The sequence below is a fragment of the Variovorax soli genome, from assembly GCF_031454625.1.
Lineage (GTDB): Bacteria > Pseudomonadota > Gammaproteobacteria > Burkholderiales > Burkholderiaceae_C > Variovorax > Variovorax soli_A.
In genome coordinates this window covers 1-24,065 of the sequence record NZ_JAVDRF010000002.1, presented here as the reverse complement: position 1 = coordinate 24,065, position 24,065 = coordinate 1, and the positions used below count along the sequence as shown (strand labels likewise).

The window sequence follows — 24,065 nt, the reverse complement described above, 5'->3', positions numbered from 1 at the left end:
CTCGCGCATGGCTTTCTAGAATCTCTAATTCACTTATTGGTGAATTGAAGTCGGGCCACAGCGCCAATCCAACCAGGAGACCCCGTGCCACTCAGCTCCCGCCGCCATGCCCTCGCCGCAGCGCTGGCCCTTTGCACCGCGCTCGGCGCAAACGCTCAGGGCGCCTACCCGAACAAGCCGATCCGCGTCATCGTGCCCTTCGCCGCCGGCAGCACCACCGACATCATGGCCCGTGCCATCGCCGACAAGATGAGCGCCAGCATGGGCCAGACGCTGGTGATCGACAACCGGGGCGGCGCCAGCGGCACCATCGGACAGCAGGCAGTGGCGACCGCGGCGCCCGACGGCTACACGGTCATGATCCATTCGTCCTCGCACACGGTCAGCCCCTCGACCTTCGCCAAGCTCCCCTTCGACACGGTGAGCGACTTCGCCGGCGTCACGCCCATCTCCTCGCTGCCCAACGCGCTGGTGATCTCGCCATCGAAGAACATCAAGACGCTGAAGGACCTGCTCGCGACGGCCAAGGCCAAACCGGGCAGCATCAACTTCGCCTCCGCGGGCCAGGGCAGCGCCACGCACCTGAATGCCGAAAAATTCAAGCTGGCCGCCAACATCGACGCGACCAACATCCCCTTCAAGGGCTCGGCCGAGGCCGTGACCGAGGTGCTGGCTGGCCGCGTGGACTACTACTTCTCGCCCATCGCGCCGGTGATCGGCCAGATCAAGGAGGGGCAGCTGCTGGCGCTGGCCGTGGGCTCGCCCAAGCGCGCCGCCGCCCTGCCCGATGTGCCCACGACCGCCGAGGCCGGCGTGCCCGGCTCTGAATTCAACTTCTGGATCGGGATGATGGCACCTGCCAAGACACCGCGCGACATCGTCAACCGCCTGCACGACGAGGTGGCGAAGGCGCTCGCCAGCCCCGAGGTCAAGGAGCGATTCCTCAAGCTGGGCGCCGACGCCTGGACGCTCAAGCCCGAGCAGTTCGACGCGTACATCAAGGAGGAAATCGCCAGCAATGCCAAGCTGGTGAAGGCCGCCGGCCTGTCTCCCCAATGACCCACCGACCATTTCCCCAGGCCCTTTCTTTCCCCCGGCACACCTTCTGAACATGGCGACCCAACGACTCGGACTCATCATGCACGGCGTCACCGGACGCATGGGCATGAACCAGCATCTCATCCGCTCCATCTGCGCCATCCGCGCGCAAGGCGGTGTCACTCTTTCCAACGGCGACCGCGTCATGCCCGACCCGATCCTCATCGGCCGCAACCCCGGGAAGATCGAGGCCCTGGCGAAGGCCCACGGCCTCGAGCGCTGGGGCACCGATCTCGAACGCGCGCTGGAGAACACGGACGACACCCTCTTCTTCGACGCGGGCACCACGCAGATGCGCCCCACGCTCCTGGCCAAGGCGATTCGTGCAGGCAAGCATGTCTACTGCGAGAAGCCGATCGCCACCAACCTCAACGAGGCGGTGGAGATCGCCCGCCTGGCCCAGGGCTCGGGCCTCAAGCACGGCGCAGTCCAGGACAAGCTGTTCCTGCCCGGCCTGCGCAAGCTGGACATGCTGCGCCGCGCGGGCTTCTTCGGGCGCATGCTGTCGGTGCGCCTGGAGTTCGGCTACTGGGTGTTCGAGGGCGACCTGCAGCCGATCCAGCGCCCTTCGTGGAACTACCGCAAGGAAGACGGCGGCGGGATGATCCTGGACATGATGTGCCACTGGCGCTATGTGCTGGACAACCTGTTCGGCGAAGTGCAATCGGTGTCGTGCATCGGCGCGACGCACATCCCCCGGCGCTGGGACGAGAACGGACAGCCCTATGAAGCCACCGCGGACGATGCGGCCTACGCCACCTGCGAATTGCGCGGCCATGGCGGAGAGGCCGTGATCGCGCAGCTGAACATGAGCTGGGCCACGCGGGTGCGGCGCGACGACCTGGTGACCTTCCATGTGGACGGCACGGACGGCTCGGCGGTGGCGGGCCTGTCGTCGTGCCGGGCGCAGTCGCGAGTGGCCACGCCGCGGCCGGTGTGGAACCCGGACGAGAAGCAGACGATGAACTTCTTCGATCAGTGGCAGGAGATCCCGGACTCGCAGGCCTACGACAACGGCTTCAAGATCCAGTGGGAGCATTTCATCCGCCATGTGGTCGAGAACGCGCCGTACAAGTGGACGCTGCCCGAGGGCGCCAAGGGGGTGCAGCTGGTGGAGGCGGCGCTTGCCTCCTGGCAGGAACGGCGCTGGATCGATGTGCCGGCGCTGAACCTCTGAGGCGATCGATGACTCTGTCTCTGACGCTTCCGACCCCCACGGGCACGCTGGCGCCCTACACGCTGCGCGGCACGGCGCCGGTCAAGCCACCGCCGGGTGTCAAGTTCACCCGCATCGCCTATTCGGCCGCGCACGTGGTGGCCGATCCGCTGGCAGCGATCGATCCGTGGCTGCAGTGCGCGATCGACTGGGACGGGACGCTCGCCTACCGGCGCCACCTGTGGTCGCTGGGTCTGGGGGTGGCCGAGGCGATGGACACCGCACAGCGCGGCATGGGGCTGGACTGGCCGACCTCGCTGACGCTGATCCGGCGCACGCTCGATGCCGCGAAGGACGTGCCGGGCGCGCTGGTGGCCTCGGGCTGCGGCACGGACCAGCTGAGCCTGATCGACGCGAAGGGTGTGGACGACGTGATCCGCGCCTACGAAGTGCAGATGGAAGCGATCGAGGCGCTGGGCGGCAGGCTGATCGTGATGGCGAGCCGGGCGCTGGCGCACGTGGCCAGGGGGCCCGCGGACTACGAGCGCGTGTACGACCGCATCCTTTCACAGGCCAGGCAGCCGGTGGTGCTGCATTGGCTGGGCGACATGTTCGATCCGGCGCTCGCGGGCTACTGGGGCGCGAAGAACATCGACACGGCGATGGACACGGCGCTCGGCATCATCGCGGCGCATGCGCACAAGGTGGACGGCATCAAGATCTCGCTGCTCGACAAGGACAAGGAAATCGCGATGCGACGGCGCCTGCCGCCGGGCGTGCGCATGTACACCGGCGACGACTTCAACTACGCGGAGCTGATCGCGGGCGATGGATTCGGCAGCGAGCCGACGCACGGAAAGAGCGACGCGCTGCTCGGGATCTTCGATGCGATCGCGCCGGCGGCGAGCGCGGCGCTCGGCGAGCTCGCGCAGGGCGACACCGGCAAGTTCCACGCGATCCTCGGGCCGACGGTGGCGCTGTCGCGGCACATCTTCGCGGCCCCCACGCGCTTCTACAAGACGGGCGTGGTGTTCATGGCCTGGCTCAACGGGCATCAGAAGCACTTCACGATGGTGGGCGGGCAGCACAGCACGCGATCGCTGCAGCACCTGGCCGAGCTGTTCCGCCTGGCCGATGCGGCCAACCTGCTCGAGCAGCCGGAGCGCGCCGTGGGGCGCATGAAGACGCTGCTGGCGCTGCACGGCGTCGAGGCCTGACCCACCACACCAGGGGAATCGCACCATGCCTTTGCCCGATCGCATCGACGGCCTCGAACAGCTCGAGGAACTCCTGTCCCGTCCTTCCGATGCGCTCGTGCAGACGCTGGCTCGGATCGAAGGCGACATCCTCGTCCTGGGGGTGGGCGGCAAGATGGGTCCAACCCTGGCGCGAATGGCCCGGCGCGCCAGCCCCGGCCGGCAGGTGATCGGCGTGGCGCGCTTCTCAGAGCCGGGCTTGCGCGAGCGCCTGCAAGCGCAGGGCGTCCATTGCATCGAAGCCGACCTGCTTTCGCGCGAGGCGCTCGCTGCCCTGCCCGAGGCGCCCAACGTGGTCTTCATGGCCGGGCGCAAGTTCGGCTCGTCCGGCAGCGAATGGCTGACCTGGGCCATGAACGCCCATGTGCCGGCGCTGGTGGCGGAGCGCTTCCGCCGCTCGCGCATCGTGGCCTTCTCGACGGCCTGCGTCTACCCCTTTGCCGACGTGCGCGGGCCCGGCGCGCGCGAAGACGTGCCACCCACGCCGCCGCCCGGCGAATACGCGAATTCCTGCGTGGCACGCGAGCGCCTGTTCGAGCATTTCTCGCACCTGCACGGCACGCCGGGCCGGCTGATCCGCCTGTCTTACGCGATCGACATGCGCTACGGCGTGCTGCACGACCTGGCCCAAAAACTGATGGCGCGCCAGCCCATCGACCTCGCGATGGGCCATGCCAACATCATCTGGCAGGGCGAGGCCAACGACTGGGCACTGCGCTCCCTTGCGCACTGCGACACGCCGACCTCACCGCTCAACCTCAGCGGCCCGGCCATCGCCATTCGCGACGCAGCGCAGGGGCTGGCGCAGCGCCTCGGCGTCGAACCGGTCTTCACGGGCCGCGAGGCCGACACGGCCTGGCTGGTCGACTGCACCCGTGCCTTCGACATCTTCGGACCGCCGCAGGTCACGCTGCCGCGCATGCTGGACTGGACCGCCGACTGGGTCCGGCGCGGCATGACGAGCCTGAACAAGCCCACGCATTTCGAAGCCCGCGACGGCAAGTACTGATGCACCACACGCAGATCCCACCCGCCTCCCTCGCCCTGCTCCGGCGCGGGACGGCGATCCCCGCGCACCTGCTGGCCCTCGATCCCCATCGCAGGCTGGACGAGCGCCGCCAGCGGGCGCTGAGCCGCTACTACCTCGATGCGGGTGCAGGCGGCCTGGCCGTGGGCGTGCATTCGACGCAGTTCGCGATCCGCGAGCAAGGCCTCTACAAGCCGGTGCTCGAACTCGCGATGGACGAGGCCCTGAACTGGGACCCGCTGGACGGCGGGCGCCCGCTCTTCATGATCGCCGGGCTCGCCGGCTCGACCGCGCAGGCCTGCACCGAAGCAGCGACAGCCCAGGCCCTGGGCTACCACGCCGGCCTGCTGAGCCTGGCGGCGATGAAGGGTGCGAGCGAGGACGCGCTGATCGCGCACTGCCGCAGCGTCGCGGACGTGATGCCGCTGGTCGGCTTCTACCTGCAGCCCGCGGTGGGCGGCATCCCGCTGCCGGCGAGCTTCTGGCGCCGCTTCGCCGCCATCGACAACGTGGTCGCCATCAAGATGGCGCCCTTCAGCCGCTACGGCACGCTGGACGTGGTGCGCGGCGTGGTCGAGGCCGGCGCCGAGGGTCGCGTGACGCTCTACACCGGCAATGACGACCACATCGTGCTGGACCTGCTCGCGCCCTTCGTCTTCACGCGCGAAGGCCTGCCGGTCACGGTGCGCATCAAGGGCGGGTTGCTGGGCCACTGGAGCGTCGGCACGCGGCGCGCGGTGCAGCTGCTGTCGCGATTGCACGAGGCGGTGGCGGCCGACCAGGTGTCCGCGGAGCTCCTGGCCATCGATGCCCGGGTGACCGATTGCAATGCCGCCCTCTTCGACGTCGCCCATGACTTCCGCGGCTGCATCGCCGGCTGCCACGAGGTGTTGCGGCGCCAGGGCTTGCTGGCCGGCACCTGGTGCCTGGACCCTCTGGAAGGCCTGAGCCCAGGCCAGGCGGCCGAATTGACGCGCGTGCACGACGCCTACCCCGAACTCCATGACGACGACTTCGTCGCGGCACACCTGCAACGCTGGCTCGGCTAGCCTGCACCTTCACGCATCCCGTTTCCCCAGTCCGACACATCACCAGGAGACACCATGCAGAAGCAGAAGCGCCACTTGATCCGAAGCATCGCCCTCGCTGCGGCCTTCACCGCGCTGGGTGCGTCCGCCTTGGCCGAGGAATGGAAGCCCTCGCGGCCGGTGACCATCATCGTGCCCTGGGCCGCCGGCGGCTCCACCGACCAAGTGACGCGCGTGACGGCAGCGGAGATCGAGAAGACGCTCGGCCAGAAGGTGGTGATCGTCAACCAGCCCGGCGCCTCGGGCTCGATCGGCACCAAGAGCGCGCTCGACGCCCCTAAGGACGGCTATACCTGGACTGCCGGCGCGGCGCAGGACCTGGGCTCCTACGAGACCCTGGGCATGCTCAAGACCAGGATCGCCGACTGGCACCTGTTTCTCAACGTCGCCAACGTGCAGGTCATCGGCGTCAACGCGGCCGCGCCTTACAAGAGCGCCAAGGATCTGCTGGATGCGATGAAGGCCAAGCCCGGCCAGATCAGCGTGGCCACGGCCGGCGTGACCTCGGCCGGCCACAACGCGATGGAGCTGATCGCCAAGAGCACCGGCGTCAAGTACCGGCACGTGACCTACGACGGCGGCAACCCGGCCGTGGTGGCCACGGTGGCCGGCGAGACCGAAGTCACGACCCAGCTGGCGGTGGAGCAGGCCGACATGATCCGCGGCAAGCGCATCCGCCCGCTGGCCACGGTGAGCGACAAGGCGCTGGACCTCGAAGGCTACGGAACCATCGAGCCGCTGTCCAAGACGATCGAGGGCTTCAAGGCACCGGCCAACTACTTCGGCATCTTCATCCCCAAGGGCGTGCCCGACGAGGTGGTGAAGACGATGGAGAAGATCTGGGTCGACAACATCGCCAAGAGCGAAGTGCTGAAGAAGTACGCCACCAGCCGCGGCGCCCTGTTCGCGCCGCTGTACGGCGCCGAGGCGCAGACCGCGGTCATGCCGGCCATCCAGGCCAATGCCTGGCTGCTGTTCGACAGCGGCAAGGCCAAGGTCTCGCCGGAAACGCTGGGCATCGCGCGGCCGTGACGACCCCCACCGATGCCGAACGCGCCGCGGCGGAGGCCGAGGCCGAGGCCGCCGCACACGCGCGCAAGGTCTCGCCGCGCGCGGACCTCTGGCAGTCGCTGGGGTGGATCGTGCTCGGCATCGCGACCACCATCGGCGCCCTGCGCATGGACCGGCTCGAGAAGCAGGACATCAACCCGTACACGGTCCCCGGCCTGCTGCCGGGCCTGCTGGGAGCGGCGATCGTGTTCTTCGGCGGCCTGATGCTTTTTCGCTCCTGGCGCCGGCTCGCCAAGACGCCCCACCTGCCGCACCCGCGCACCGAGGCCGACCGCGCCGAGGCCCGCCGCATGTGGACCGTGCTGGCACTGTGCATCGGCTTCGCGGCGGGTCTGGTGGGCCATGGCCTGCCCTTCTGGGCGGCGGCGGCGGTTTTCGTCACGGTCACCATCGGCTTGCTGCAGTTCGCGGAGCGCAGCGCGAAGAACCAGCGGGTGCGGGGCCTGGCTTTCGCGCTGGCGGTCGGCCTCGGCGCCGGCATCGTCATCACGCTCGTGTTCCAGGAGTTCTTCCTGGTGCGCCTGCCTTAGGGAGGAGCCATGCTCGAAGGTCTTCAGATGCTGGGGCACTCCTACCTCAGCTTCCTGAACTTCTGGTCCATCGTCTACGGGCTCGGCGGCGCGCTGCTGGGCATCCTGGTGGGCTGCATGCCGGGGCTGTCCGCCACGCTGTGCATCGCGCTGCTGACCACGCTCACCATCAAGATGGCGCCCAACGACGCCATCCTGATCCTGATCTGCGCCTACGTCGGCACGCTCTATGGCGGCAGCCGCAGCGCGATCCTGCTCAACATCCCGGGCACCGCGGCCAATGCGGCTTCGTGTGCCGACGGCTACGCGCTGGCGCGCAAGGGCGAGGCCGGCCGCGCCATCGGCATCGCCACCTCGGGCGCCTTCACCGGCACGCTGTTCGGCGTGCTGTGCCTGGCGATGTTCACGCCGGCACTGGCCGAGATCGCGCTGTCCTTCGGCGCCTTCGAGTTCTTCTGGCTCGCGCTCTTCGGCGTCGCCATGTCGGGCAGCATCGTGGGCGAAGACCCGATCAAGGGTTGGCTCATGGGCTGCCTGGGCCTGCTGGTGGCGCAGATCGGGCAAGAGGGCCTCTATGCCTACGACCGCTTCACCTTCGGCTGGGACGAGCTCTCGGGCGGCATCGCGCTGATCCCGGCGCTGATCGGCGCCTTCGGCTTCGCCGAGGTGCTGACCTCGCTGGCCGATCCGATCGAACGCAAGATCGTGGAAATGAAAGACTCGGTACTGCCACGCTTCCGCGAGGTGTTCCAGTACTGGCGCACCGTGCTCCGCTCGGGCGTGATCGGCGTCGTGACCGGCATCCTGCCCGGCATCGGCGAGGACTCGGGCGCATGGATGTCCTACGCCGCCGCGAAGACGGTGAGTCCCGAGCGCGAGCAGTTCGGCAAGGGCTCCATCGACGGGCTGATGGCCGCCGAGACCGGCGACATGTCGGCCATTCCCGGCGGCATCATCCCGGCGCTGGCGCTCGGCATTCCGGGCTCGGCGCCTGCTGCCGTGCTGATGGCGGCGATGATCATCCACGGCATCCAGCCCGGCCCCATGCTGATGATCAAGACGCCGCAGTTCGTCTATGACGTGGTGGCGATGACCACGCTGGCTACCATCAGCATCCTGATCTTCGGCCTGTTCCTGGTGCGTCCGCTGCTCCACGTGCTGCGGGTGCGGCGCACGGTGCTCATGCCGGTGATCTTCGTGCTGTGCACGGTGGGCGCCTTCGCGATCGCCTCGCGGCTGTTCGACGTCTACTGCATGCTGGCGATCGGCATCGGCGCCTTCTTCCTGCGCCGCCGCGGCTACGAGATGGCGCCCTTCGTGCTGGGCCTGGTGCTGGGCGAACTGCTGGACAAGAGCCTGCGCCGTGGGCTGGTGCTGTCCGACGGCAGCATCGCGCCCTTCTTCACGCGCCCGATCTGCGCGGCGCTGGCCGCGGTCACCATCCTGACGATGCTGATGTACATCCCGGCGGTGAACGTCCGCATCCGCCGGGCCTGGGGCGAGGCCAAGCGCCTCGTGTTCCGCCGCAGGGCCGGGCCATGAAGATCGCGCTCTGCAACGAGGTGCTGAAGGAACTGCCCTTCGCCGAGCAATGCCGCTTGGCTTCCGCGCTGGGCTATGACGGGTTGGAGGTCGCGCCTTTCACGCTGGCCGCCGACCCCATGGCCATCGGCGATGTGCAGGCGCGCGAATTCGGCCGCATGGCACTCGACCACGGCCTCGAGATCAGCGGACTGCACTGGCTGCTGGTGGCACCGGCCGGCCTCTCGATCGTGAGCGCCGACGCGGCCCTGCGCCAGCGCAGCGTGTCGGTGATGCAGCGCCTGGTCGAGCTCTGTGCGCTGATGGGGGGGCGCTACCTGGTGCATGGCTCGCCGAAGCAGCGCTCGGTGCCCGCAGGCGAGACCCGCGCCGCCGCGCTGGAGCGCGCGCGCGAATGCCTGGCCGCCGCGGCGCGCGCTGCGCAGCAATGCGGCGTCGTCTATTGCATCGAGCCGCTGTCCACCGCCGAGACCGACCTCATCAACACGGTGGCCGAAGCGGTCGAGCTGGTGCAGGCCATCGGCTCGCCGGCCTTCAGGACCATGATCGACTGCAGCGCGGCGGGGCAAATGGAACGCGAGGACGTGCCGGCGCTGATGCGCCGCTGGATGCCCACCGGGCAGATCGCCCACGTGCAGCTCAACGACCCGAACCGCCGCGGCCCCGGCCAGGGCGCGATGCGCTTCGCACCCATCCTTGGGGCACTGCGCGACATGCAGGCGGCGGGGCACTACCACGGCATCGTTTCGGTCGAGCCCTTCGACTATTGCCCCGACGGCATGGGGTCTGCGGCGCGCGCCATCGGCTACCTGCGGGGTCTCGAAGAGGCTGCAAGCCATGGCTGAGGCCCCGCGCTTCGCGATCCACGAAATAGCCCTGTTCGAGCGCCCGGTCGTCCTGCGCCTGCCCTTCCGCTTCGGCGTGGTGACGCTGACCGAGTGCCCGCAAGCCTTCGCGCGCGTACGCATCGAGCTCGGCGACGGCCGCAGCGCCTGGGGCGCGGCGGCCGAGCTGATGGCGCCCAAGTGGTTCGACAAGAACCTCGCGCTCAGCAACGAGGACAACTTCGATCAGCTCCGCCGCGTGTGCGCCCTGGCGCGCGACGCCTATCTGGGCGATGCCACGGCCGCCAGCGCCTTCGGCCATTTCGCGCGTCACCACGATGCGCACCGGCTGGAAGCTGCACGGCTGGGCTTCAATCCGCTGCTGGCGAGTTATGGCCCGGCGCTGATCGACCGGGCGGTGCTCGACGCGCTGTGCCGGGCGCTGCAGATGTCCTTCTACGCGGCGATCCGGGGCAATGCGGCCGGCATCGGGGCGACGCAGCCGTCGTTCGCGGGCATCGACATGGACGCTTTCCTGGCCCGCCTCCAGCCTGCGCCCCACATCGAGGCGCGGCACACGGTGGGCCTGGTGGACGCCATCACCGCTGCCGATCTGAAGGATCCGGTGGCCGACGGCCTGCCCGAAACGCTGGAAGAGGTGGTGCGGGTCTACGGCCATCGCTATTTCAAGCTCAAGGTCGGGGGTGACATCGCGGCGGACCTGGCGCGCCTGCACGCGATCGCGGCCGTGCTGGACCGCGCGGACACGCCCTACTTCGTCTCGCTCGACGGCAACGAGCAGTACGCGGACGCCACGGGCGTTGCCGAGCTGATGGCGAGGCTGCGGGAGGCGCCCGCGCTGGTGCGCCTGTATGACGCCATCCTCTTTGTCGAACAGCCGATCGCGCGCAGGTTGGCATTGGACGTGGACCTGCGCGCCGCGAACATCGGCAAGCCGGTGATCGTCGACGAGTCCGACGGGGAGCTCGACTCTTTCGTACTGGCGCGCGCGCGCGGCTACGCCGGCATCTCCTCGAAGACCTGCAAGGGCTTCTACAAGTCGCTGCTCAACGCCGCGCGATGCGCTGCCTGGAATGCCGGGCAGACGCAGACGCGCTACTTCATGTCGGCCGAGGACCTGACCACGCAGGCCGGCCTTTCCGTGCAGCAGGACCTGGCACTCGTCAACCTGCTGGGCATCACCCATGTGGAGCGCAACGGCCATCACTACGTGAATGGCATGGCCGCGCTACCGGCCGAGGAGCAACAGGCCTTCCTCGAAGCGCACGGCGATCTCTACGAGCGCTCGCACGGCGCGGTGCGCCTGCGCATCCGGGACGGCCGCATCCGGCTGGGCTCGCTGGATTGCGCCGGCTTCGCGAGCGCGGCGATGCCGGACTTCGACGCCATGGCAACGATGGCCGGCTGAGCGCTTTCGTCTTTCCCTCCTCGCTTTTCTTGCCCATGCGCGATTTCTCCAAAGACCACGAGTGGCTCTCCCTCAACACCGCCACCATCCGCAAGCAGCTCGGCGCCGAAGTGCCGCTCGACCGCATCATCGACCAGTGCGCCGCACTCGGCATCCGCGCGATCAGCCCCTGGCGCGACCAGGTCCATGCCATCGGCATCGAGCGCATCGCGAAGCAGCTGCGCGCCCATGGCATCGGCCTCTCGGGCTACTGCCGGGGCGGCTTCTTCCCGGCGCCCGATGCTGCCGGCCTGAGGGCCGCGCTCGAGGACAACCGCCGCGCCATCGACGAAGCGAAGACGCTCGACGCGCCCTGCCTGGTGCTGGTGGTGGGCGGCCTTCCCGGCGCGCTCGAAGGCCGGGCCCAGTACAAGGACATCGCCCGCGCGCGCGGCGAGGTTCGCGACGGCATCGCAGCCTCGCTGGAGTACGCGCGCGAGGCCGGCATGCCGCTCGCGATCGAGCCCCTGCATCCGATGCAGGCGGCCGACCGTGCCTGCATCAACACGCTCGAGCAGGCGCTGGACTTGTGCGACGCACTCGACCCGCAGTGCTCGGGCATGCTCGGCGTCGCGCTCGACATCTACCACGTGTGGTGGGACCCGAAGCTGCAGCAGCAGATTGCGCGCGCAGGCCGGGAGCGCCTGCTGGCCTACCACGTGTGCGACTGGCTCACGCCGACGCGCGACCTGCTGAGCGACCGCGGCATGATGGGCGACGGCGTGGTCGAACTGCGCAAGGTGCGCGGGTGGGTCGAGGCCGCGGGCTTCGCCGGCTTCAGCGAGGTCGAGATCTTCTCCGCCCTGGACTGGTGGCAGCGGCCGGGCGAGCAGACGCTGGCCACCTGCATCGAGCGCCATCGCAGCGTCGTCTGACGCCCGAGCCTTGGCCGTGCTGCAATTCGCCGCATGGCCCATCGGATGCACGACGAACCTGCGCCGCTGTGTCGACGCAAAAGTGGTGCTCAGCCCTCGACGGCCAGCTTGAGCTTCATGAGCGCGTGATCCCACTGCTGCGCGATCGCCTCGAGCGAGCGCCGGCCCTCTTCCAGCTTCGCCGGGTCGAACTCCCACAAGCGTTCGCGTCCGATCTTCACATCGCGCACCAGTCCAGCATCGGCCAGCACCTGCAGGTGCTTGGTGACGGCCTGGCGCGTGATGTCGGTGCCGGCCGTGAGCTGCGCGATCGACAGCGTTCCGCCAGCGCACAGCACGGCGACCAGCCTCAGTCGGGTTTCGTCGCCCAGGGCCGCGAAGATCGATGCGGACTTGCGCAGCGCCGCCCTCTTCAACGGCGCGCTAGGGCTCGGCGACATGCTTTCGGATGTTCTTCATCTGCTCGTCCCAGCCGCCGCTGTTCATGCGGAAGGCCTCCAGGCGACGCTCGGGCGGAATCTGATCGAAGCCGGATTCGACCAGGGTCAGCAAAGTGCCGCCCTCGACCTCCGCCAGCTCGAAGACCACCAGCGTGGTTGGCTCCTTCGAGTAGTCGACCGCGGGGTCGATGGCCGCCGGATGCCAGCGCATGGACAGCAGGCGCTCCGGCTCCATGCGCTCGATCATGACGTCGAACAGGAGGTGCTCGTAGCCCGGATGGGTGATGTGCCCCTGCGCGCGCTGGCCGGCCACGAAGGTCTCGCCCTCCAGCGCCACGCCGAACCAGCGGCCGAATTCCTCGGCGTTCGACAGCGCGCGCCAGACCCGCGCGCGTGGGGCCTCGAGCAGGATCTTCCTCTCGATACGGTCCGTGGATGCGTTCATATGCAACCTCCTGGATGCATGTTAGGACCGGGCGCCGAGAAGTGCAACCTCTTCATTGCATGATCGCATCGGCAGCCCAAAGCCCCGCGCACGGCGAGGGCTGCCGCCCTCGCGACAGCGCGCGCACGGGCGCGCTCCTAGAATCGGCGGGCCGCCGTGCGTCAGCGCGGGGGCAAAGCGTTCTCAGGGCGGGGTGAAATTCCCCACCGGCGGTGATGGCGACTTGTTCGCACGAGCCCGCGAGCGCCTGCGGCGCGCCATGCGCCGCAGGGTCAGCAGACCTGGTGAGATCCCGGGGCCGACGGTCACAGTCCGGATGAAAGAGAGCGCGGTCCCTTGGCCCGGCGGGCGCATTCGCATGCGCCTGCTTGCCTCGGGTTCGTGCGCCCTGATTCAGGCAACCCTTCGTCAAGGCAAACCATGAGTCAGATCAACGACCTTCCCCTCTCCGCCGTCGGCGCGCCCAATGTCTCGCGCGGCCAGCGCATTGCCTTCGTGCAGGCGCAGTGGCATTCCGACATCGTCCACCAGGCGCGCGACGCCTTTCTCGAAGAGATGGAGCGCCAGGGCGTGCCGCGCGCCGACATCGACATCTTCGACGTGCCCGGCGCCTTCGAGATCCCGCTGCATGCCAAGCGGCTCGCGCGTTCGGGTCGCTATTCAGGCATCGTCGGCTGCGCGCTGGTGGTGGATGGCGGCATCTATCGCCATGAGTTCGTCGCCTCCACCGTGGTGAACTCGCTGATGCAGGTGCAGCTGGAGACCGACGTGCCCGTGTTTTCGGCAGTGCTCACGCCGCATCACTTCCACGAGCACGTGGAGCACCGCAAGTACTTCCACCGCCACTTCGCCGTCAAGGGCACCGAGGTGGCCGAGGCTTGCGTGAAGACGCTCGAGGCGCTGAAGCGCGTCGAAAACCTGATCGCAGCCTGACGCCGAACACGGGTCCCACCGCGGTGGTCCCTCGGCGACGGAGTGCCGAGTCTCCGAGCGGACCACCCCAAGGGTTTGCGCTGACGAATTGCGGGTCAACCCCTGTTCCCGAGCAGCGTAAGAATTACGTAAGATTCGCGCGACCCTTTATCAGGATCCCAATGCTCGACATTGACTTGCCAGCGCCTGCTGCCGCGGTTCGCAGCGTTCTAGCCAACCGCGGGATCGTCCCGGCACTGGCTTTGCTCAATGACCGAACGCCGTATCGATTCACCGCCATCTACAAGTTGAACGGCGAGGTGATGCATGCGGCGCACGCCTTCGACCGCACCGCCGAGTACCGCACCTGGCTCAAGGTGGTGCCGCTCGACAGGAGCTTCTGCCAGTACGCGATCGAGCATGGCGAGTTCGTGACCCGCCATGCGTCGGAGGACCAGCGCCTCCCTCGTCGCCCCTACGCCGGCTTCGTCGAGTCGTACTACGGCCAGCTGCTCACGCGCAATGGCGGAATGCCCTACGGGACCTTCATTCACTTCGATCTGGAGCCCCGCAGCATCGAGGCGGCAGAGATCGATTTCCTGCGCGAAGTGATCCCGACCTTCCTGGACTACCTGGACTGAACAGGTCCTAGCCTGCCCGCGCCAGCAACCCGGGCACCGACGACGCGAGCAGCGCGATGCCCGACAGCGTCAGGAGTCCCAGCACGATCTTGCGGAAGCCCGCCTCGCTGATGCCGATGTAGAGGCGCGCGCCGAGCAGGACCGGCACCAGCACCGCGAGCGCGACGATGCCCAGGAGCGGCAGCATCGGCAAACGGACCAGGCCGGTGCCCAGGTAGGCCGAGAAGGTCACCAGCAGCATCGAGAGATTGAAGTTCTGGATCACCGAACGCTGCACGTCCTTCTCCAGGCCGCGCAGCGTGCACCAGAGCGTGGGAATGGCGCCGGTGAAGCCGCCCAGGCCGCCGCAGACGCCGCCGATCAGGCCGGCCGCGCCATCGGCCGTGCGTCCGCCCGCGCGTACGCGCGGCAGATTGCGCGCCATCAACATCGCCGGACACCAGATCACCAGCAGTCCGCCGAGGCAGGCCTTGAAGAGCGGCACGTCCAGGCGCGGCAGCAGCCAGACGCCCATTGGCACGCCCGCCAGGCCGCCGAATACGAAGGGCAGCAGCAGCGCCCGGTCGAAGCCGCGGCGCACCGTGACGGCGGCGATCACCTGGCCGGTCAGCGCGCCGAAGGTGGCGAGCACCGCCGCCAGCCTGGGCTCTACCGTCCAGGCCCAGAAGGACATCGCGACCAGGCCGAAGGCGAAGCCCGACAGGCCCTGCACGAAGCCGGCCACGATCGCGCCGAGCGCGACGATCAGGTAGAGCGACGAATCCAAAGCGTAGGCCGCACGCCACCCGGCAGCCCCAAGGCGGCCGGGACCCCCTCGGAGGGGAGCGAGCAACGGAAATGCCGGGCGCGGCGGCGCATCAGGCGGATGCAGGCACGAGCGCTTCGCGCCGCACGCGCCGCACATTGAAGGCGCTGGCGATCAGCACCGCCTGCACCACCGCGAGCCCGATGATCACACTCATGTACTGCTGATGGTCCATCAGCCGGCCGAAGATCAGCGGCGCCACCGCCTGGCCGATGTCCAGCCCGGCATAGACCACCCCGTAGACGCGGCCGGTGGCGTTGGCCGGCGTCGAGCGCTTGACCAGCAGGTCGCGCGAAGGCCCGGCAATGCCCGAGGCGAAGCCCATCGCGCCGAACAGGGCCGGCACCAGCACGGGCGGGAAGGTCGCCAGCGCCAGGACCAGCGCCACCACCGCCGCCGCGCCGAAGGCGAAGCCCACGATGCGCTCGCAGCGCGAAGGGTCTGAGGCCAGGAAACCGCCGACCACCATGCCCCCCGCGCTGGCGACCATGTAGGTCGTGAGGCAGATCGCAATCAGCGCCACCGGCACGGCATGAAGGTGCCCGGCCGCGGCCGGCGCGAAGGTCTGCACGACGCTCAGCGCCATGGCATAGAAGAAGAAGAATCCGAAGCACATCCACACCGCCGGGATCTTGAGGAAGGCGAGCTCGCCGCCTGCCGCCGCATCCGCACCCGTGGCCTTGTGAACCGCTTTCAGGTCCAGCGCCAGCACGGCTCGGTTGAGCCACAGCACCGCGAGAACGAACAGGGCCAGCGCGCCGGCCGAGGCCAGCGCCACGCGCCACGAGAAGGCGATGGCCAGCGGCACTACGAACGCCGGTGCCAATGCCCAACCCAGGCTGCCGGTGATGCCGTGCACGCTGTAGGCATGGCCCAGGCGCGTGGGCGCGACCTTGCGGTTGAAGAGCGTGTAGTCCACGGGATGGAACACGCCGTTGCCGATGCCGGCCACCACGGCGCAGGCCAGCAGCATCCAGTAGCTCTGCGCCAGCGCGTAGCCGATCGCCGCCAGCGCCAGCAGGCCCAACCCCACGAAGAGCACCGGTCGCGGTCCGAGCCGGTCGACGACGAAACCGGAGGCGGCCTGCACCATGCACGAGACGACGAAGAACACGGTCAGCACTGCACCGAGCTCGGTGTAGCTGACGTCGAAGGCATCCTTCAGCCAGGGGAACAGCGGCGGCAGCACCAGCTGGGCGAAATGGCTGATGGCATGCGCCAGGCCGACCAGTCCGATCAGCTTGGCATCGGAGCGCAGGGTGTTGTTCGAGGCGGGGGAGGCGTTGGGCGAAGACATGAATTGCAACAAGAAGCCGGGGCAGGGACTGATCGTATTCCCGGAGCACGCGGCAGAATGGCGATACAGAGACAACATTTGTCGAAATCATGCCGTCCACCACCTTCGCACCCGTCACGCCCACCCGGCGCGACGCGCAGCCGGAAGGCGCGGCCCCGACCCAGGTCGTCGGTCCGCTCACGCCGCACCTCTATGCACCCGACGCGCTGCGGCCGCTGCGGGCCAAGGAGCATTTCCTCAAGGCCGACAGCTTCGTCGAACTGCACACCCATCCGTGGCCGCAGCTCACCTTCTCGACCCGCGGCGTCATCCGCCTGAGCACGGAAGACGGCAGCTACATCGTGCCGCCCTCGCGCGCCCTCTGGGTCCCGGCCGACATGGCACACAGCATCACGCTGATCGAGGACGCGGAGCTGCGCACGGTCTACCTGCACAGCTGGCTCGGCCCAGGGTGGGAGAAGTGCGAGGTGCTGGAGATCAGCCCCCTGCTGCGCGCCCTGATGCTGGCGCTGGACACGACGCCCGACGGACTGCCGCCGGCCGATCCGCATGCCGCGCAGCGCGAGCGCTGGATCGCGCCGCTGCTGGTCGACGAACTGGAGCGCGCGACGCAGATCCGCATCGACGTTCCGCTGCCCGCCGACAAGCGCCTGCGCCAGCTCTGCGAGACGCTGCTGCGCAATCCCGCCGGCCGCGCCACGCTGGCCGAGCGCGCGGAGGCCATCGGCGCCAGCGAACGTACCGTGGCGCGCCTGTTCCGCGACCAGCTGGGCACCAGCTGGCAGCAGTGGCGGCAACAGGCCGTGCTGGCCCATGCGCTGCCGCTGCTGGCGCGCGGCATGGCCGTGAGCCAGGTGGCGTCGGCCAGCGGCTACGCGACCGACAGCGCCTTCTGCGCGATGTTCAAGGCGGCGACGGGGCAGTCTCCAACGGCTTTCCAGCACAAGAGGAAAGGCTAGCGGGCGAGCGGCGCCGAGGCCCGACCCTTCGGCGCTTTCGTATCATCGGCGGGTGCACCCCGATCCATTCCCAGCGGTGAAGGCATGGCCCTGAACCGCGACCAGCTCGTACGCTGGCTCCCTTTTCTCGGCTGGCCGCGCCCCAGCCGCGCCCTTCTCACCGGCGAAGCCATGGCCGGCATCACGGTGGCCCTGATGGTGATCCCGCAGGGGGTCGCCTACGCGGCGCTTGCCGGCATGCCGCTGGTGACGGGCATCTACGCCTCGCTGCTGCCGGCGCTCATCGGCGTCCTGTTCAGCGCATCGACACGGCTCTCGGTCGGGCCGACCGCTCTGTCCAGCCTGCTGGTGGCGGCCTCGCTCGGCCCGCTCGCGATTCCCGGCAGCGCCGAGTGGGTCGCCCTGGCGGCGTGGCTGTGCTTCATGTCCGGCGCCATCCAGCTGCTGCTCGGGCTGGGCGGCTTCGGCTGGGTGCTGCGGCTGGTCAACTCGCCGGTGCTGATGGGCTTCACTCAGGCCGCTTCGGTGCTGATCATCCTGTCGCAGTTGCCGGCGCTCTTCGGCTTCACCGGCCGGACCATCGGCCAGATGTGGCACGGCCCGCCACCGGATTTCCTGGCGATCGCCTTCGGGCTCGGAAGCATGGCGGCGCTCTGGATCGCCAAGGAGCGCTTGCCGCGTTTTCCGGCCGCAATGGTGGTGGTGGGCGCCTGCGCCGCCATCAGCGCCGCCATCGGCTACGCGTTGCGCGGCGGCGCCGTGGTCGGCACCCTGCCCTCGGGCCTGCCCGCGCTGTACTGGCCCGGGACGCAGCCGCTGGGCACCTTCGGCGCGCTGCTGCTGCCGGCCCTGATGATCACGCTGGTGAGCTTTCTCGAAACGGCCTCGAGCGCCAAGGTCGACAACGCGCGCGCCGGCAAGCTCTGGAATGAAAACCAGGACCTGATCGGGCAAGGCCTGGCCAAGATCGCCTCCGGCTTTTCGGGCGCCTTCCCCACCAGTTCCTCCTTCTCGCGCTCGGCCATCAATCTCTACGCGGGCGCCCAGACCGGCTGGGCCACGGTGTTCTGCGTGCTGCTGATCGGCGCCGCGCTGCTGTGGGCGATGCCGCTGCTCTACCACGTGCCGCAGGCGGTGCTGGCCTCCATCGTCGTCATCGCGATGCTGGGGCTGGTGCGCCCCGGCCAGTTCGTCTCGCTCTGGCGCATCTCGCGCGTGGAGGCGGTCACGGCGCTGGTGACCTTCGTTCTCACCATCGCCACCTCGCCCTCGATCTACTGGGGCGTGCTCGCCGGCCTGCTGATGAGCCTCAGCCATTACATGTACCGGCACCTGCATCCGCGCATCATCGAAGTGGGGCTGCATCCGGACGGCAGCCTGCGCGACCGCCATCTCTGGAACTTGCCGCAACTCGCGCCGCAGCTGCATGCGATGCGCATGGACGCCGAGCTCGACTTCGCGACTGCCAGCACGCTGGAGCGCGCCATCACCATCACGCTCGCGATGCGGCCGGAGCTCACCGACATCTGCCTGTTCGCACAGCCGATCAACCGCATCGACGTGACCGGCGCCGAGGTCTTCGGTGCGATCCGCCGGCTGCTGGAATCGAAGGGCGTGCGCCTGCACCTGAGCGGCCTCAAGCTGCCGGCGCAGCAAGTGCTCGAACGGGCCGGGCTGTTGGCGCCGGGCCCCTTGCTGTTCATCTACCGCACCGACGCCGACGCGCTGGCAGCATTGGGCGGCATGCCCGGGATGACGACCGCCGAGGTGGAGGCTGCGCTCAGCCCTGCACCGGCCCGCGCTGACGCTTGATCTCCGCGCGCTGGCTCTTGCCCTCGAGCCGGCGCTGCCGGGCGCCGTAGCTCGGCTTGGTGGGCCGGCGCACCCGCGGCGGCAAGGCGACGCCGTCGACCAGCTCCTGCAGCCGCGCCAGTGCGTCGGCACGGTTCATGTCCTGGCTGCGGTGGCGCTGCGCCTTCAGCACCAGCACGCCTTCCTGGGTGATGCGGCTGTCGCGCAGCGCGAGCAGGCGCTCCTTCACCGCCTCGGGCAGCGAGCTCGCGCGGATGTCGTAGCGCAGGTGCACGGCGCTCGACACCTTGTTGACGTTCTGCCCGCCGGCCCCCTGCGCACGCATGGCGCTGAACTCGACCTCCGAGGAATCGATGGGAACGAGTGGGCGCGGCGCGGGCATGCGCCATTCTGACGCGGCAGGAAGAGCGCCGCCCGCCGATTGACGCTCGCCCGGGGCAAGTCCATATTGACTGCAGGAGGTTCGACGCCATGCCTTCCGTTCGTCCCGCGGCGGTCGCGGGGATCTTCTACCCGGAGAATGCATTGCCGTTGCGGCGGCAGATCGGCGAATGCCTTCTTGCGGCTCGTGCCACCGCCGAGGCGGGGCGCCCACCCAAGCTGCTGATCGTTCCGCACGCAGGCTACGTGTATTCCGGTGCCGTCGCGGCGCATGCCTTCGCCCTGCTCGCTCCCTGGCGCGAGCGGATCCGCCGCGTCGTGCTGCTCGGCCCGGCGCATCGCTCGGCCGTGCGCGCCCTGGCGGCGCCGACGGTCGCAGCCTTCGACACGCCGCTCGGCCGCGTCGCGCTGGATCTGCCCGCGTTGGCCGCGCTGCAGGACCTGCCGCATGTCGCGCAGGACGACCGGCCACACGCTTTCGAGCATTCGCTGGAAGTGCAGCTGCCCTTCCTGCAGACGGTGCTCGACACCTTCGAGGCGGTGCCGCTGCTTGTCGGCGATGCCCGCCCCGCGGAGGTCGCGCAGGTCCTGGCGCGCCTGTGGGGCGGTGACGAGACGCTGATCGTCATCAGCTCCGACCTGTCGCACTACCTGCCCCATGCGCAGGCGCAAGTGCGCGATCGCGCCACCGTGGAACGCATCCTCGCCTTCGATGGCACGCTGGATCCCGAGGAGGCCTGCGGCGCCTCGGCGATCAACGGCGCGCTGCAGGCCGCCCAGGCACACCGCCTGTTGCCGCGCCTGCTCGACCTGCGCAACTCCGGCGATACCGCGGGCGACCGCCGCCGCGTGGTCGGCTACGCCGCGATCGCATTCGAGGCGAACACATCATGACCACGAACGCTCCAGCGCGCTGGTGGCATCGGCTGGACGACGGCCGCATCCAGTGCGACCTGTGTCCGCGCGACTGCCGCCTGCACGAGGGCCAGCGCGGGATGTGCTTCGTTCGCCAGCGCCTCGGCGATGAGATGGTGCTCGCGACCTACGGCCGAAGCTCGGGCTTTTGCATGGACCCGATCGAGAAGAAGCCGCTGAATCATTTCCACCCGGGCTCCGCCGTGCTGTCCTTCGGCACGGCAGGCTGCAACCTCGCGTGCAAGTTCTGCCAGAACTGGGACATCTCCAAGAGCCGAGAGATGGACCGGCTGATGGACCAAGCCTCGCCGCAGCGCATCGCCGAATTGGCGCGCGAGCGCGGCGCCCTGAGCGTGGCCTTCACCTACAACGACCCGGTGATCTTCGCGGAGTATGCGATGGACGCCGCCGATGCCTGCCATGCGTTGGGCATCTTCAGCGTCGCCGTGACAGCGGGCTACATGCATGCCGCGCCGCGGCGCGAGTTCTATGCGAGGATGGACGCCGCCAACGTCGACCTCAAGGGGTTCACCGAGGACTTTTATTTCCGGCAGACCGGCGGTCACCTGGCACCGGTGCTCGATACGCTGCAGTACCTGCGCCACGAGACCTCCTGCTGGTTCGAGATCACGACGCTGCTGATTCCCGGCCACAACGACGGCGACGCGGAGATCGAGGCGATGACCCGCTGGATCTTCGACGCGCTCGGGCCGGACGTGCCGCTGCACTTCACGGCCTTCCACCCCGACTACAAGATGATGGACGTGCCTCCCACGCCGCCCGCCACGCTGAAGCGCGCCCGCACCATCGCGCTCGCCAACGGACTGCACCACGTCTACACCGGCAACGTGCACGACCTGGAGGGCGGCACGACTTTCTGCCCCCACTGCCGCGCAGCGCTCGTGCGGCGGGACTGGTACCTCGTGATGGATTGCGCGCTGGATGCGCGCGGCAAATGTCCGCATTGCGGCACGCGGATTGCAGGCCATTTCGGGAGCTTCGAGCGCGGCTTCGGCCGCCGCCGAATTCCGGTGCGTGCAGCCGCCTGAACCCTACACCGGCAGAACATCCAGGTTGTTCGCGCCCGGCAAGGCATGCAGGCTCATCGCAACGCGCGCGGTGTACGTGCGGCTGAGCACGGTGCTGACCTCGATCCAGTCGGCGCGCGCTTCGGCAGGGGTCAGCGTGAGCACCAGGTAGCCGCGCTTGGTCGTCTCGGCATAGCGCAGGTCTTTCACCATCTTCGGGAATGCATCCGTGAGGAGGGGACCGGAGATCAGCGGCAGAAGAATTTCAAGCCCCGGCGAGCTGATCGAGGACGCCGCAAACTCGACGCCCACACGCTGCCCGGCGGCATCGGTCAGGTTGCTGGCCCACGAATTGTGCGTATCGCCGGCCAGAGAGACGAGGTTCTTCCCCATCGAGCGGGCTGCGGCCAGCACGGTCTCGCGCGCAGCGGGGTAGCCGTCCCATGCATCGAGGTTGTAGGGCACGCGACGTTGGGCGAGCAAGGCACGCTGGCTGTCGCTGCGCAAGGATTCCGGCGTCGACTGCGCGAGCAGGAACTCGCTGATGGTCTCCACCGTGAACGCGCTCGCAACGCTCAACGGAATCTCCATGCGCGCCATCAACACCTGCTGCCCGAGCACCTGCCAGGTCGCCCCCGAGGCGGCCATGCGCGCGGACAGCCAATCCGATTGCTCGGCGCCCAGGAGCTGGCGCCCCGCGCCGGCGGCCGCACCCTCCAGATACGCGTCGAGATCGACCTGCTCGTCGCGCCCGATGAGCCGCGTATCGAGCATGTGCAGCGACGCCAGGTTGCCGAAGTCGAAGGACCGGTAGATCTTCAATGGGTTGGCAGGGTCGGGCATGCGCACGGGCAGCCATTCGCGATAGGCCTGCACGGCGGCCGCGCGCCGTGCCGCGAAGCTGCCTTCGGTAGCGGGGTCGTGGTTGGCCGCGCCACCGGACCAGGCGTTGTCGGCGATATCGTGGTCGTCCCACACCGCGATCATCGGCATCCTCGCGTGCAGCGCCCGCAGGTCGGCATCGGTCTTGTATTGCGCGTGGCGGCGGCGATAGTCGTCGAGCGTCAGCGTCTCGTGCGTGGGCTGCGATTCGCGATCGATCGCGATCGCGAGCTGCGATGCAAAGCCCAGCGGGCCGTATTCATAGATGTAGTCGCCCACGTGAAGCACCGCGTCGATGTCCGTGCGCTTGGCGAGCTCCGCGCAGACGTTGAAGTAGCCGGCCGGAAAGTTCGAGCACGAGACCACGCCGAGCCGGACTTGCGACACGCTGCCGGTCGGCAGGGTCTTCGTGCGTCCTGTGGGCGAAGGCTCGGAGCCGACGTAGAAGCGGTAGTAATAGGCGCTGGCCGGTTGCAACCCGGTAGCGTCCACCTTGACGGTGTAGTCCTGCTCTGCGCCGGTGCTCGCCGTGCCGCGCGCGACGATGGCGCCGAAGTTCGCATCGCTCGCGACTTCCCAGCTCAGGTTCAGGGTGCCCGGGCTGGCGACCGTGACGCGGGTCCACAGGATCACGCGATCGGCGAGCGGATCGCCGCTGGCGACGCCATGCGCGAACAGGGGCGTCGCGCCGCCAGGTGTGCCGCCTGCGCTGCCACCATCTCCGCCAATGCCGCCACCGAAGCCGCCCCCGCCGCCACCTCCACCCCCGCAGCCCGACACGCTGACGCCGCTGCCGACGAACATGGCATAGAGGATGGCGCTTCGAATGAAAGATCGGCGCGAAGGCTCGGGCGCGAGATCGGAAGGGTGTTCCAGGTCCGCAGGGGATGCGGACGATTCTGTGCCGTGGCTTTCGCGCATGCTCGCTCCTTGCCCGACACGCCAGCCACACTGCGCGGCTTCTCCGTCGCGTCGGAGGGTGGCGAGATTGGAGGGCGGTCCTCGAGGAGGAGCTGTCAGCCGAGCTCAACCGTCCAGGTCGGCCAACAGCTTACATCGCGTCACAGCGGTTGCGCTCCGACACGACCGCAGCGCGCTGGAGCCGAGCGCTACCCGCCGCGCGAGAGGGGGCGCGCCTGCACATCCGTCACGGGGTCGCCGCGCTCCCGCAGGCGCATCGGACCCCTGGCCTGTTCGCCAAGTGCCCGCGCCGCCGCGACATCGGCTGCCGTCGGCGCGGCCGGATGTGAAGCGGCGCGAAAGCGGTCGAAGCCATGGCGCGGGTCGAAGCGCATCACCCAAGGCCGCACCGGCTGGCCGGTGAGCCGTGCCCAGCCGTAGCGCACGCCCCAGACCAGCGCCAGCAGCACCACCGCGACGGCGACGCTGGCCGCGAAGACCAGACCGATCAGGAACAGAACAAGGCGCAGGAGGAAGTTCGTCATCGTCGGATTAGGCCACCGCCTCGATTCGAGGTTCCGCGGCCTTGCGGAACTCGAACTGCCCCGGGGTGCGGATCGGGTCGGTCGTGACGACGATCCGGTCCTTCGGTCCGAAGCTGCCGTCGAGCAGCAGCTTGGACAGCGGGTTCTCGATGCGATGCTGGATCGCGC

24 protein-coding genes and 1 riboswitch are annotated in these 24,065 nt (G+C 68.9%); of the genes, 17 read left to right on the top strand and 7 right to left on the bottom strand.

The genetic code is table 11. The features are described from left to right. The first annotated feature begins 84 nt into the window (after window positions 1-84). From J2739_RS03925 to J2739_RS03875, 11 genes are read left to right on the top strand one after another with little or no spacing between them, the layout of a single operon-like run. A complete protein-coding gene (locus J2739_RS03925) occupies window positions 85-1,059 on the top strand; it encodes a tripartite tricarboxylate transporter substrate binding protein (RefSeq protein WP_405053821.1) in 975 nt (324 codons plus the stop codon). A gap of 52 nt (window positions 1,060-1,111) precedes the next feature. Then, window positions 1,112-2,275: a Gfo/Idh/MocA family protein gene (locus J2739_RS03920; RefSeq protein WP_309898777.1), complete on the top strand. Its 1,164-nt coding sequence runs from the start codon at window positions 1,112-1,114 to the stop codon at window positions 2,273-2,275. Between the two features lie 8 nt (window positions 2,276-2,283). Further along, complete coding sequence (locus J2739_RS03915; protein ID WP_309898774.1) at window positions 2,284-3,471, top strand: dihydrodipicolinate synthase family protein; 1,188 nt, start codon at window positions 2,284-2,286, stop codon at window positions 3,469-3,471. Between the two features lie 25 nt (window positions 3,472-3,496). After that, window positions 3,497-4,519 carry an NAD-dependent epimerase/dehydratase family protein gene (locus J2739_RS03910; protein WP_309898772.1) on the top strand — a complete coding sequence of 341 codons (1,023 nt, stop codon included), beginning with the start codon at window positions 3,497-3,499 and terminating at the stop codon, window positions 4,517-4,519. Then, window positions 4,519-5,586, top strand: a complete 1,068-nt coding sequence (locus tag J2739_RS03905) for a dihydrodipicolinate synthase family protein (protein ID WP_309898771.1) — start codon at window positions 4,519-4,521, stop codon at window positions 5,584-5,586. The genes J2739_RS03910 and J2739_RS03905 overlap by 1 nt, the downstream gene beginning before the upstream one ends. Window positions 5,587-5,640: 54 nt before the next feature. After that, a complete protein-coding gene (locus tag J2739_RS03900) occupies window positions 5,641-6,657 on the top strand; it encodes a Bug family tripartite tricarboxylate transporter substrate binding protein (RefSeq protein ID WP_309898768.1) in 1,017 nt (338 codons plus the stop codon). Beyond that, window positions 6,654-7,226: a tripartite tricarboxylate transporter TctB family protein gene (locus J2739_RS03895; protein ID WP_309898766.1), complete on the top strand. Its 573-nt coding sequence runs from the start codon at window positions 6,654-6,656 to the stop codon at window positions 7,224-7,226. The genes J2739_RS03900 and J2739_RS03895 overlap by 4 nt, the downstream gene beginning before the upstream one ends. Window positions 7,227-7,235: 9 nt before the next feature. Further along, window positions 7,236-8,768, top strand: coding sequence for a tripartite tricarboxylate transporter permease (locus tag J2739_RS03890; RefSeq protein WP_309898764.1), 1,533 nt, complete (start codon window positions 7,236-7,238; stop codon window positions 8,766-8,768). Then, entirely contained in the window at window positions 8,765-9,613 is an 849-nt protein-coding gene (locus J2739_RS03885) for a sugar phosphate isomerase/epimerase family protein (RefSeq protein ID WP_309898761.1), read from the top strand. The genes J2739_RS03890 and J2739_RS03885 overlap by 4 nt, the downstream gene beginning before the upstream one ends. Beyond that, window positions 9,606-11,021 (top strand): enolase C-terminal domain-like protein, encoded by a 1,416-nt coding sequence (locus tag J2739_RS03880; protein WP_309898759.1) that lies wholly within the window; start codon window positions 9,606-9,608, stop codon window positions 11,019-11,021. The genes J2739_RS03885 and J2739_RS03880 overlap by 8 nt, the downstream gene beginning before the upstream one ends. A gap of 35 nt (window positions 11,022-11,056) precedes the next feature. Next, window positions 11,057-11,935, top strand: coding sequence for a sugar phosphate isomerase/epimerase family protein (locus J2739_RS03875; RefSeq protein ID WP_309898757.1), 879 nt, complete (start codon window positions 11,057-11,059; stop codon window positions 11,933-11,935). Between the two features lie 89 nt (window positions 11,936-12,024). On the opposite strand, the gene J2739_RS03870 is transcribed toward J2739_RS03875, so the two are convergent. Then, on the bottom strand, window positions 12,025-12,375 hold the full coding sequence (locus J2739_RS03870; protein ID WP_309898755.1) for an ArsR/SmtB family transcription factor: 351 nt from the start codon (window positions 12,373-12,375) through the stop codon (window positions 12,025-12,027). Further along, window positions 12,359-12,820, bottom strand: a complete 462-nt coding sequence (locus J2739_RS03865) for an SRPBCC family protein (RefSeq protein WP_309898752.1) — start codon at window positions 12,818-12,820, stop codon at window positions 12,359-12,361. Before J2739_RS03865 ends, J2739_RS03870 begins: the two co-directional genes overlap by 17 nt. Before the next feature lie 175 nt (window positions 12,821-12,995). Further along, window positions 12,996-13,152: riboswitch (FMN riboswitch) on the top strand. An 88-nt stretch (window positions 13,153-13,240) separates the two neighbouring features. On the opposite strand from J2739_RS03865, the gene J2739_RS03860 reads away from it, so the two are divergent. Then, complete coding sequence (locus tag J2739_RS03860) at window positions 13,241-13,753, top strand: 6,7-dimethyl-8-ribityllumazine synthase (RefSeq protein ID WP_309898750.1); 513 nt, start codon at window positions 13,241-13,243, stop codon at window positions 13,751-13,753. A gap of 161 nt (window positions 13,754-13,914) precedes the next feature. Next, on the top strand, window positions 13,915-14,373 hold the full coding sequence (locus J2739_RS03855) for a hypothetical protein (RefSeq protein WP_309898748.1): 459 nt from the start codon (window positions 13,915-13,917) through the stop codon (window positions 14,371-14,373). Between the two features lie 7 nt (window positions 14,374-14,380). Here J2739_RS03855 and J2739_RS03850 read toward each other — a convergent pair whose 3' ends face one another. After that, complete coding sequence (locus J2739_RS03850) at window positions 14,381-15,139, bottom strand: sulfite exporter TauE/SafE family protein (protein ID WP_309898746.1); 759 nt, start codon at window positions 15,137-15,139, stop codon at window positions 14,381-14,383. 91 nt (window positions 15,140-15,230) lie between these two features. Beyond that, complete coding sequence (locus J2739_RS03845) at window positions 15,231-16,475, bottom strand: MFS transporter (protein ID WP_309898744.1); 1,245 nt, start codon at window positions 16,473-16,475, stop codon at window positions 15,231-15,233. 89 nt (window positions 16,476-16,564) lie between these two features. Here J2739_RS03845 and J2739_RS03840 point away from each other — a divergent pair, with 89 nt between their 5' ends. After that, the gene (locus J2739_RS03840; RefSeq protein ID WP_309898742.1) at window positions 16,565-17,434 is read left to right on the top strand and encodes an AraC family transcriptional regulator; all 870 of its coding nucleotides are present in this window, start codon (window positions 16,565-16,567) and stop codon (window positions 17,432-17,434) included. 84 nt (window positions 17,435-17,518) lie between these two features. Continuing rightward, window positions 17,519-19,246, top strand: coding sequence for a SulP family inorganic anion transporter (locus tag J2739_RS03835; protein WP_309898740.1), 1,728 nt, complete (start codon window positions 17,519-17,521; stop codon window positions 19,244-19,246). Here the strand turns inward: J2739_RS03835 and arfB are convergent. Continuing rightward, the gene (gene arfB, locus J2739_RS03830) at window positions 19,215-19,628 is read right to left on the bottom strand and encodes an alternative ribosome rescue aminoacyl-tRNA hydrolase ArfB (RefSeq protein WP_309898738.1); all 414 of its coding nucleotides are present in this window, start codon (window positions 19,626-19,628) and stop codon (window positions 19,215-19,217) included. The two genes, J2739_RS03835 and arfB, sit on opposite strands and share 32 nt — an antisense overlap. Before the next feature lie 89 nt (window positions 19,629-19,717). Here arfB and amrB point away from each other — a divergent pair, with 89 nt between their 5' ends. Then, window positions 19,718-20,521: an AmmeMemoRadiSam system protein B gene (gene amrB / locus J2739_RS03825; RefSeq protein WP_309898736.1), complete on the top strand. Its 804-nt coding sequence runs from the start codon at window positions 19,718-19,720 to the stop codon at window positions 20,519-20,521. Next, window positions 20,518-21,591 (top strand): AmmeMemoRadiSam system radical SAM enzyme, encoded by a 1,074-nt coding sequence (gene amrS, locus J2739_RS03820; RefSeq protein ID WP_309898734.1) that lies wholly within the window; start codon window positions 20,518-20,520, stop codon window positions 21,589-21,591. Before amrB ends, amrS begins: the two co-directional genes overlap by 4 nt. A 3-nt stretch (window positions 21,592-21,594) precedes the next feature. On the opposite strand, the gene J2739_RS03815 is transcribed toward amrS, so the two are convergent. Together J2739_RS03815 and J2739_RS03810 are read right to left on the bottom strand one after the other, a co-directional pair. After that, on the bottom strand, window positions 21,595-23,373 hold the full coding sequence (locus J2739_RS03815) for an alkaline phosphatase D family protein (RefSeq protein WP_309898732.1): 1,779 nt from the start codon (window positions 23,371-23,373) through the stop codon (window positions 21,595-21,597). A 188-nt stretch (window positions 23,374-23,561) separates the two neighbouring features. Continuing rightward, window positions 23,562-23,897, bottom strand: coding sequence for a hypothetical protein (locus tag J2739_RS03810; protein ID WP_309898730.1), 336 nt, complete (start codon window positions 23,895-23,897; stop codon window positions 23,562-23,564). Window positions 23,898-24,065 lie beyond the last annotated feature (168 nt).